At 42.0% G+C, this 9,502-nt stretch carries 10 protein-coding genes and 2 tRNA genes; 10 read left to right on the top strand and 2 right to left on the bottom strand.

The features are described from left to right. The first annotated feature begins 87 nt into the window (after nt 1-87). From PGX44_RS11605 to PGX44_RS11590, 4 genes are all read left to right on the top strand, one after another. Nucleotides 88-162: transfer RNA gene (locus PGX44_RS11605), tRNA-Glu, on the top strand. Between the two features lie 8 nt (nt 163-170). Beyond that, a tRNA-Val gene (locus PGX44_RS11600) sits at nt 171-246 on the top strand. Nucleotides 247-482: 236 nt separating this feature from the next. Beyond that, nucleotides 483-1,511, top strand: coding sequence for a phosphate acetyltransferase (gene pta, locus PGX44_RS11595; protein WP_289001536.1), 1,029 nt, complete (start codon nt 483-485; stop codon nt 1,509-1,511). 61 nt (nt 1,512-1,572) lie between these two features. Next, complete coding sequence (locus tag PGX44_RS11590) at nt 1,573-1,992, top strand: VOC family protein (protein ID WP_498855481.1); 420 nt, start codon at nt 1,573-1,575, stop codon at nt 1,990-1,992. Between the two features lie 41 nt (nt 1,993-2,033). Here PGX44_RS11590 and PGX44_RS11585 read toward each other — a convergent pair whose 3' ends face one another. Continuing rightward, nucleotides 2,034-2,201, bottom strand: coding sequence for a hypothetical protein (locus PGX44_RS11585; RefSeq protein WP_498855480.1), 168 nt, complete (start codon nt 2,199-2,201; stop codon nt 2,034-2,036). Next, the gene (locus tag PGX44_RS11580) at nt 2,198-2,473 is read right to left on the bottom strand and encodes a hypothetical protein (protein WP_498855479.1); all 276 of its coding nucleotides are present in this window, start codon (nt 2,471-2,473) and stop codon (nt 2,198-2,200) included. The genes PGX44_RS11585 and PGX44_RS11580 overlap by 4 nt, the downstream gene beginning before the upstream one ends. Nucleotides 2,474-2,783: 310 nt before the next feature. Between PGX44_RS11580 and PGX44_RS11575 the strand changes: the two genes are divergently transcribed. The 6 genes from PGX44_RS11575 to PGX44_RS11550 form a co-directional block, all read left to right on the top strand. After that, complete coding sequence (locus PGX44_RS11575; protein ID WP_498855478.1) at nt 2,784-3,461, top strand: type I restriction-modification system subunit M N-terminal domain-containing protein; 678 nt, start codon at nt 2,784-2,786, stop codon at nt 3,459-3,461. Between the two features lie 349 nt (nt 3,462-3,810). Next, a complete protein-coding gene (locus PGX44_RS11570) occupies nt 3,811-5,415 on the top strand; it encodes a recombinase family protein (RefSeq protein ID WP_370838958.1) in 1,605 nt (534 codons plus the stop codon). Between the two features lie 652 nt (nt 5,416-6,067). Beyond that, a complete protein-coding gene (locus tag PGX44_RS11565; RefSeq protein WP_370838959.1) occupies nt 6,068-6,271 on the top strand; it encodes a type II toxin-antitoxin system Phd/YefM family antitoxin in 204 nt (67 codons plus the stop codon). Between the two features lie 21 nt (nt 6,272-6,292). After that, the gene (locus tag PGX44_RS11560; protein WP_370838961.1) at nt 6,293-7,921 is read left to right on the top strand and encodes an N-6 DNA methylase; all 1,629 of its coding nucleotides are present in this window, start codon (nt 6,293-6,295) and stop codon (nt 7,919-7,921) included. After that, a complete protein-coding gene (locus PGX44_RS11555) occupies nt 7,914-8,966 on the top strand; it encodes a DNA adenine methylase (protein ID WP_370838963.1) in 1,053 nt (350 codons plus the stop codon). The genes PGX44_RS11560 and PGX44_RS11555 overlap by 8 nt, the downstream gene beginning before the upstream one ends. A gap of 9 nt (nt 8,967-8,975) precedes the next feature. Beyond that, on the top strand, nt 8,976-9,502 hold a 527-nt coding region (locus tag PGX44_RS11550), incomplete at its 3' end, for a hypothetical protein (protein WP_498855477.1).

Here is a 9,502-nt window from a genome sequence, read left to right as displayed (position 1 = left end):
CTAGCTCAGTTGGCAGAGCACCTGACTTTTAATCAGGGTGTCCCGAGTTCGAATCTCGGGTGGATCACCATATTCATCCTTTTGCATGGCCCCTTGGTCAAGTGGTTAAGACACCGCCCTTTCACGGCGTGAACGTGGGTTCAAATCCCGCAGGGGTCACCATTTTTTTTGGGCGATTAGCTCAGCTGGGAGAGCGCCTGCCTTACAAGCAGGATGTCAGCGGTTCAAGCCCGTTATCGCCCACCAAAACTCTTTACAAGTCTGCGTACCCTAACCGGTAGGCAGACTTTTTTTGCGTCCTTCTGAAAGAGGGCGAAACACCGCGGAAAAACTGTCCTGCAGGCCTGGTGAACTAATACGTTGTACTTTTCTTTTTGTCATGCAAAATATGTGCAAAACCCTTTTGATTTGCATCATATTTTGTACTATAATAGACGTGGAACGTTTTAAGACCATCTAGTATCCATAAGGAGTTGTTACACATGAGATTTACAGAAGATTTGAAAGCTCGTGTTTCCAAAGCACAGAAGAAAATCGTACTTCCGGAAACCAATAGCCGTCGTGTCCTGAAAGCTGCTGAACGTGTTTTGGCAGAAGGCTACGCCCGCATTATCCTCGTTGGTGATTTGAGCAAAATCAAACAGGATGCTGCCAAATTCCAGATCGATCTGACAGGTGTTGAAGTTTTGAATCCTGCTACATACTATCGCATGGACGAATTGTGCCAGTACTTCGCAAAACGCCGCGAAAAGAAAGGCATGACCGTAGAAAAAGCCCGCGAAATCATGATGTCCAACTACACCTTCTTCGCAGCCGGCCTCGTTGCTATGGGCGAAGCTGACGGTGTTGTTTCCGGTGCCGCTACGACTTCCGCTGACGTTATCCGCGCCGGCTTACAGGTTATTGGACCCCGTAAAGGCAACAAGACTGTATCCAGTGCTTTCATTCTTCTTACCAATACTCCGCAGTACGGCGACAATGGTATCCTCGTACTCGGTGACTGCGGCGTTATCCCTTATCCGACAGCTGACCAGCTCGCCGATATCGCTTGCATCTGCGTAGAACGTGCTCGTAGAACCGTTCAGATGCTCAACCCGAAAGTTGCTCTCCTTTCCTACTCCACAAAAGGCTCCGGCTCCGGCGAAACGGTTGACACGGTCCGCCAGGCTGTAGAAATCCTGAAAGAACGCAACGTAGACTTCGACTTCGACGGCGAACTCCAGGCTGACGCTGCCCTCGTTCCGGAAGTTGGCGAACACAAAGCACCGGGCTCCAAAGTTGCCGGCCATGCCAACATCCTCATTTTCCCGAACCTCGATGCAGCTAACATCGGTTATAAGATGGTACAGCGCTTTGCTAACGCCACTGCTCTTGGACCTTTGGTTCAGGGCCTTGCAAAACCGATCCTTGACCTTTCCCGTGGTTGCTCCTCCGAAGATATTGCTGACGTAGTAGCTGTATGCTGCTCCGACGCTATCACAACGGACATCCTCGCTAAAGAAAACAACTAATTGCAGTACACGAGCACGATTCGCCCAGGCGGATCGTGCTTTTTTTTAAGGAGGTGTTCCTATGCAGCAAACAGAGCCTGCGCCTATTACGCTGAAACGGCTGGACCATCTCGTCCTGACCGTCGCCGATGTAGAAAAGACCGTCGCCTTTTATAAGAGGGTTCTGGGTATGAAAGACGTCATGTTCCACGGCACACGCCATGCCCTGGTCTTTGGCGGGCAAAAAATCAATCTCCACGAAAAAGGCCACGAATGGGAGCCGAAGGCAGAAAAGCCTACGCCCGGCTCAGCGGACCTGTGCTTTATCACCGACGACACCATAGAAAACGTAGAAAAACGCTTAAAAGCCCTGCACGTACCCATCGAAACAGGGCCCGTCCAGCGCACCGGCGCCTTAGGCCCCATCCTCTCCGTCTACATCCGCGACCCGGACCAAAACCTTATCGAAATCAGCCACTATCTCGCCAGTATCATGAACTAAAGAAAAAACGGCAACGAAGGAAAGGCCTCGTTGCCGTTTTTTTAGTTTTTAATGCGTTGCCATTTATTGCCGACGACAAAATAACGGGCAATACTGCGGTAGACCATGAAGGTGAAGAAAAAGAAACCAAAGAGAAAAATCAGCGCATAATCGAGAGACAAAGGCTGGTCCTGCGTGTAATAATACGCACAAATCAGCGTCAGGATCAAACTGCCATAAAGGGAAATGAGAACGCTCTCCGTCCGCTGTCCCCGGTCGCGCATGGAAAAAAAGTACGATAATGAATGCAGAAACCAACCGTAGAAGCCAGGAGCGCCACCACTACGGCGCCAATCGCCAGCAGGCTAAGCTGGAAATATAAAGAAACCATGAGCAGAACCATCAGAAAAAACGTACTCAGGAAAATAAACTCCTGCCGGCGTATATCCTGTTTATCCTCGGCCTCGTAATCTAAGGGTGTACGATGGCGTTGACGGGCCATGTAGAACACCTCCTTCCTAAATAAAGTGCCATAATTGCTCTTATTATAGCATATCCCCCAAGCCATGCGGAAACATTACGAAAAACAGTCCGCCACAGTACGCATTGGCAGGGGATTTTTTGTACTTTTGGAACGAGTGATGGACAAATGGATGTCTGATTAGTGATGAGAAAAATGTGGTGGGATAGGCATGTGTCTGGCAGACGCCTTTAATAGTAACAACCGGCCATTTTTGATATAATAACCATATCAACAAATACTTATAAAATCGCCCTGACGGGCTACTTATACAAGAAAAGGAACATCTATCATGATCAATATTCGTAAATTAGAAAACGATTTGTGGGAATCAGCAGATGAACTGCGTGCCAACTCGAAGCTGACGTCCAATGAGTACTGTATGCCCGTATTGGGCCTTATTTTCCTGCGCTACGCCTATGGCCGTTTCAAAAAGGTCGAAGCAGAAATCTTAAAGAACCGGCCCAGCCGCGGCGGTCGGGTGATACCTGTAGAAGCCAGTGATTTTATCGCAAAAAGTGCCCTGTACCTGCCTGAAGCAGCACAATATGACTATCTGGCTAATTTGCAGGGCGATATTGCTTCACTGAATCTGCAAGATAAAGACGGCGTAAAAATGGATACTCTTGGTGAAGTCGTCAATAATGCCATGAAACTCATTGAAGAGCAGAGCGAACAGTTGACAGGCGTGTTGCCCGATGACTACACAAAATTTTCTGATGACCTCTTGAGAAGCCTTTTGCGTATTTTCAATCAAAGCGAACTCGATGAGATCGGCGGCGACATCATCGGCCGCATTTACGAATATTTTCTCAATAAATTCGCCAAGAACGTGGCCTCCGACGATGGCGTATTCTTCACGCCTAAATCACTGGTAAAAATGATAGTCAATGTCATTGAACCGACGAGCGGGGTTCTGCTGGAGAGAATCATCTTGGATTTCGTACAATGTTGGGGACAGTGTGCATAGTGTAAAAGTACATATATAGCAAGGGTTTAATGAACGTCGGAAAATGGCCGGCTTTTTTTGTGTTTGAAAACAGGATGTGATTTTGAGCCTGATGGGAAAGAGAAAGACGGGGGTGTTTATATTCTATTAACGATAGAGGGTGCATCGTTAATGGCATGAGGGGAAATAATATCATCAATATGGTCCCTTATCGAATTGTTCGCAAGAATAATGACAAAACATATAAAAGGATTTCTGACATCAAGTGCCGCGCATATGTCGATAGTCTTGGATTTTAGTAAATTTCCTTGACTTTCCGGTCTGTTTGAGTGATGTATTAGGTGCTACAACTGGAAAGGAGAAGGTGCGATTGTTAGAAAAAGAAGTTGACTACAGATTGGCAAAATGTGTCCTCGCTGAAATGTTGCTGGACGGCGTTATCAGTAATAGAGAGATGCGGCGTGCATGGAAGAAAATCGCCAAACAATATAAACCACCGTTTTTGGAGTTGGATACTGTCGGCGGAATCATCGGGGATGGGTGCTTGTCCATGAGAGATAGAACCATTACAAAAATTACCCCTTTGCTAAAACCTGTAACCTTTGAGGACACCACCAAGACAATTTTGCGTGTGGCGGCTTATGCGAGAGTTTCCACAGATCATGAGGATCAGCAATCGAGTCTTTTAGCACAAACCGAATATTACGAGAAGCTAATTTCCAATCGCCCGAATTGGAAGTTTGTTAAAGTGTACGTAGACGAGGGGCTCTCTGGCTTAAGGACAGGACGCAGAGAGGGCTTCAATCGCATGATGGAGGATTGTCTTGCTGGAAATATCGATTTGATTTTAACAAAGTCTATATCGAGGTTTGCTAGAAATACGGTTGACTCCATCTCAAGTATTCGCCGACTAAAGGATAAAGGGATTGGCGTATATTTTGAAAAAGAGAATATTTTCACGATGGATACCAAGGGAGAGTTTTTGCTAACCCTTATGAGTAGCCTTGCGCAAGAAGAATCGAGGTCAATTTCAGAGAACGTCACATGGGGATGGCGCAAGCGCATAGCGGATGGGAAAGTGAGCTTTGCCTATAGTCATTTTCTCGGATTAGATAAAGACAAGGAAACAGGAGAAATCGTGGTGAATTCCGAGCAAGCGAAAATAGTAAAAATGATTTATCGTTTGTTCCTTGAGGGAAAAACGGCACACACTATTGCAGCCGATCTCACTAAATTAGGAATAAAAACACCTGGAGGCAAGGACGTGTGGAATCCGTCGACAATTCGACGTATACTTTCCAATGAAAAATATAAGGGAGACGCGCTTCTGCAGAAGGAATTTACAGTAGATTTTCTAACGAAAAAAATAAAGAAGAATGAGGGCGAACTTCCTCGATACTATGTAAAGGATAACCACGAGGCGATTATCAGCCCGTGGCTTTTTGATTATGTGCAGAAATGTATAAAGGAAAGAGAGGGGCTTCTAGGACGCTACAGCGGTAAGACTGCATTGAGCAGTAAGATTGAATGTGGCATATGTGGTTTTACATATACACCGCGACCGTGGCATTCAACCAGTTATAACAATCTAGTTTGGCAATGCCACAATCGGTGTACAAAAGGTCCCAAATGCCCTGCGGATAATATTTACGACAAACTCCTTCACTACATCATTCACGATGCTGCAAGAAACCTTGCCTTCAAAAGAAATATTCCTCAGACCGTGGCGGATATTGTGATGACAATCGTTGGAGAAGATAGGGCAGACGATGTTTGGCAATGGGTACATACCTTTCAAAAGAAGAGTGCATGGAGGATGATGGCCAACGAGAAGGATTTGGCGTTGATTCTTCAACGCATTACTGCAATGGGCGATAGGAAACTGAAGATACGGTGGATTGACGGGAAAACGTATTCCTATCGCTTGCCCAAATACCGCCCAAAGAAAGGAATTGAAGACTATTATGAGAAATGAAGATAAAGAAAAAATCAGGGATATGCGAATCAAAGGATTAGGTTATGGCACGGTGGCTATCAAAATGGGATTGAATCTGAACACCGTGAAATCCTATTGTCGAAGGCACGGGCTTGGGAGTAATGATATTGCACGGACAAAAATACGAGTACCCTTTACTAAGACTCCGTCTTGCAGGAATTGTGGTCTAGAAATAAAGCAGGAGCCGAAGCGGAAGAGAAAACTGTTTTGTTGTGATAGGTGCCGGAATCAATGGTGGAATCGACATCTCGATCAGGTGAATCGAAAATCTTACTACAAAATCTTTTGTCGGCATTGTGGGAAGATTTTTACTGTTTATGTAAACAAGCAAAGAAAGTATTGTAGCCACGAGTGCTATATTGCGGAGCGATTCTCGCAAGACCAATAGAGAAAATTGGTCAACAATAATTTCGTTAACATGGTTTATATAACGGTTTGTATATTTCGTAATGATGTATAAGCTATTTTAGTTATAAGGCTGTGCAGAGAAAAAATAAAAACAAAAACAAGTGTTAATTATAATTACTTTTACAATCAATAAATAAGTTGTAAAAGTATTGCCTTTAAGAGCTGCTTGTGTAATAATTAAATTGTATATTTGCAACAGTTGTATGCAAGGAGGGCTGAGAAATTGGATAAGAAAAGGAAAGTTCCTATGGAACACTACAATATAGGAGAGTTTAATAGAGGACAATCCTCCAAGCTAATTAGGGGACTATCTGAACAAGATAAAACGGCTTTTGTTCTAAAAAATGGTAAGCCTATTGCGGTAGTACTCTCTTATGAGAGATATGAAAGACTTCTTGCTGCAGGTGTAGATATCAATGAATACTAAGCCCAGCATAGGAGAGTGAAGATGATTAAGCAGAAGTATGGCGTTGTATATACGCCAGGATCTTTGTCAAACTTTGTTGCAGAGTTGCTAAAACGAGTTTCAAGTAATGAAGATATTAAGGTTATTCTTGATCCAGCAAGTGGCGAATGTGCTTTGCTGCGAGCGGTTCAAAATATCTTTGGAAATAAAAAAGAGTATATAGGAATAGATGTTGATAAAGAAGCAATTCAAAACACTAAGGATGCGTTTCGTATCATTCACAATGATACGATCATGCCGCAAAAAGTAAAAAAGAAAACAGTTGATTATTGGAGAGATAAATTACCAGTGGTGGATGCCGTAATCGCCAATCCTCCGTGGAGTTCTGAGAAAATATATGAGCGAGCTGATTTGATTTCTGCGGGTTTTTCACTTGTTTCAGGGCAGTATGATAGTTATGTACTCTTTATGGAGTTTGCCTTTAATATTTTGCGTGAGAATGGGTTGATGGCATTTATAATTCCTGATTCATTATTCGATACACAAAATGAGAACTTGCGCAAATTCTTATTGGAAAAGACTCAAATCAAGGTGATCGCCAGACTCGGCGAGAAAATCTTTGAAGAAGTTAATAGAGCAACAACAGTAATTATTTGTAAAAAGGCGATTCCAACTCCAAATAGCGAAACTACTTGTTTCCGCTTATCAACCGAAGACAGAAAAGCGTATCTTGCAGGACAAGGGACATTATTGACGTATTTTGATAAGAAAAAGCACACAGTATACCAAAGAAGATTTTCAAGGAACAGCGGATATAATTTCGATATTGATACATGTAGTAACGAAGAGACATTACTTGAAAAAATTGCATCAAAAACAGAAAAATGGGAACAGTTGTTTGTTTTTGGCAGAGGCGTTGAGATATCTAAAACCGGAAAGATTGTATATTGCCCACATTGCAATTATGCTCAGGGGTATAAGAAAAAACAATTTGAGGCTGGGAAAAAGACGTGTACCAATTGTGGAGAAGAAATATCTGTTACTGATAAAACTGTTCAAAATGTTGTAACCCAAGAACCTGATGAAAATAGTATTCTGATTTATGTGGGTGAGAATATCCGCAGATATGGAATTTCCGGGGAATATTATATTCGCCCTGATATTGAAGGGATAAATTACAAGAACAGAGAATTATATACCCCCCCTAAATTGCTCATTAGAAAGACAGGATTGGGAATTTACAGTGCCATAGACTATTCGGGAAGTATGACGAGCCAAACCGTTTATATATTGAAGTATGTTGACGAAAATAATCAAACACCTCTGGAGTACTATTTAGCTCTGATTAACTCAAGGGTGGTTTACTACTATTACCTGAAAGTTTATGGTGAAAATGAATGGAAATCGCATCCATATATCACTAAGCAGATTGTTTTTACGCTTCCGATTAGACCGTATACTGGGAGTAAAGTCGATTTGGATATAGTCGAAATAGCAACAAAACTAATGCAACATTATGACCATGACATGGATGCCAAACTTGAAGGACTCATAATGAAAAAATATGAATTGACAAAGGAAGAATGTGAGATGGTCATAAACGAAATGAATAAGCTTCCTAACCTTAGTGCTGTAAACAATATGAAAATGGAGGCATGTGCGATTGTATAGATACATTGGAAATAAAACTAAACTACTGCCATATATCGTTGACCGCATTCGAAAGATGATCGGAGATGTGGGGACTGTAGCAGATATAATGGCAGGAACGGGATCAGTGGCATTGGGGTTGAGAAAATACGGATATACTGTGGTGGCATCAGATGTTATGACCTATTCATATCATCATCTTGTTACTAATTTACAGATTGGAGAATACCCAAAGTTTCCGGGACTTGTGTCTAATGGAATAATTAAATCAGACAGCATACACCCATACTATGATGTCGTATCATATCTAAACGGATTGAATGTAAAATACAGCTTTTTTTACAGAGAGTTTTCACCTGGTGGTAAGCCTTTAAATGGTTGCCCGGCAAGAAAATATTTTACTTCAGAAAATGCATCCAAAATAGATGCTATACGTGAAAAAATCAATGACTGGATAGCGGAGAAGGCTATTACTCCAATTGAGGAGTCACTTCTTAAACACACTCTCATAATGGCTGTAAATGAGGTTGCAAATATTTCAGGCACTTATGGGTATTTTCTTTCTAATTTTAGGAAGAATGCCAATGATGAACTTGTATTAAAACCAGTTGAAATTTATCATAAAAATGCAGTGGGGCATACAGTTCGTCTTGGATTTGCGGAGAACTTAGCAGGTTTAATAACTGCGGATCTTTGCTATATTGATCCACCATATATGAAGAGGCAATACGCAGCCAACTATCATATTTTAGAAACGATAGCACGGGGAGATTTTCCAGAAGCCGTTGGAAAAAGTGGACTTAGAGATTGGTGGGATCAGCATTCAAAGCTTTGTACCAAAACTCGTGGACTTCAATCTTTTAAAAAAATAATGACTGATATGCATTGTGATAGATTTTTGATTAGTTACAGCGAAGATGGACTTTTCACGTTGGAACAATTAAGAGAATGTTTTGGAGAATTTGGCACTGTAGAAGTTCAACAGATTGATTATAATCGTTTCAGGAGCAATGATAGCAAATTGCCACCGAAACTTAAAGAATACCTGATTTCAGTTGAAAGGTAAGGTGGGAATGTGGAATACATTGATCGAATTTTTTACAGAAAAATAAATCCGTCCGACTTTAAAAAGCTCTATGATATTGATAGACCGGAAGGAGGTGGCGGACAAACATATTTGGAAGCTGCTGGGATTTCCAACGACGATATTATTGATTTTTTGGAGTATGCGGAGATATCCGATAGTCCGCTTAGAAATGAAACGCGCTCCATTTATACATTTAATGCTTATGTTCTTGGTAACGCAGCTGAGAGTGCATTTATTGAATTTGCTCCCCGCGGAGGCAGAAATAATTATCGCATTAGTAGACAAAATATGAAATATAAACATCCAGCGTGGTGCATTGAGAATGGATTCCCAGAACCTCGTAAAAATGCCAATGGAGACTATACTTCTGCTGGAAATTTTGAAGGAATCATTGATAATCTTGTTATTATGATTCTTAGAACTACTTATAAGAAGTATTATGTTGGCTTTATTAATTCTATAATGGGCCCCTTGTCAAGACCACGTTCTAAAATTTTAAGAGTGGCAGTAAGCAG

Origin of the sequence: Caecibacter sp. AF58-12pH5A, from assembly GCF_027681725.1 — a bacterium.
Taxonomy (GTDB): Bacteria; Bacillota; Negativicutes; order Veillonellales; family Megasphaeraceae; genus Megasphaera; species Megasphaera hominis.
This window is presented reverse-complemented; position numbering and strand designations above follow the sequence as displayed.

Excerpts from the sequence above, each read along its gene's own strand:
- PGX44_RS11580 (WP_498855479.1), bottom strand. The coding sequence starts at position 2,473 with ATGGCCCGTCAACGCCATCGTACACCCTTAGATTACGAGGCCGAGGAT.
- pta (WP_289001536.1), top strand. The coding sequence starts at position 483 with ATGAGATTTACAGAAGATTTGAAAGCTCGTGTTTCCAAAGCACAGAAG.
- PGX44_RS11575 (WP_498855478.1), top strand. The coding sequence starts at position 2,784 with ATGATCAATATTCGTAAATTAGAAAACGATTTGTGGGAATCAGCAGAT.
- PGX44_RS11590 (WP_498855481.1), top strand. The coding sequence starts at position 1,573 with ATGCAGCAAACAGAGCCTGCGCCTATTACGCTGAAACGGCTGGACCAT.
- PGX44_RS11560 (WP_370838961.1), top strand. The coding sequence starts at position 6,293 with ATGATTAAGCAGAAGTATGGCGTTGTATATACGCCAGGATCTTTGTCA.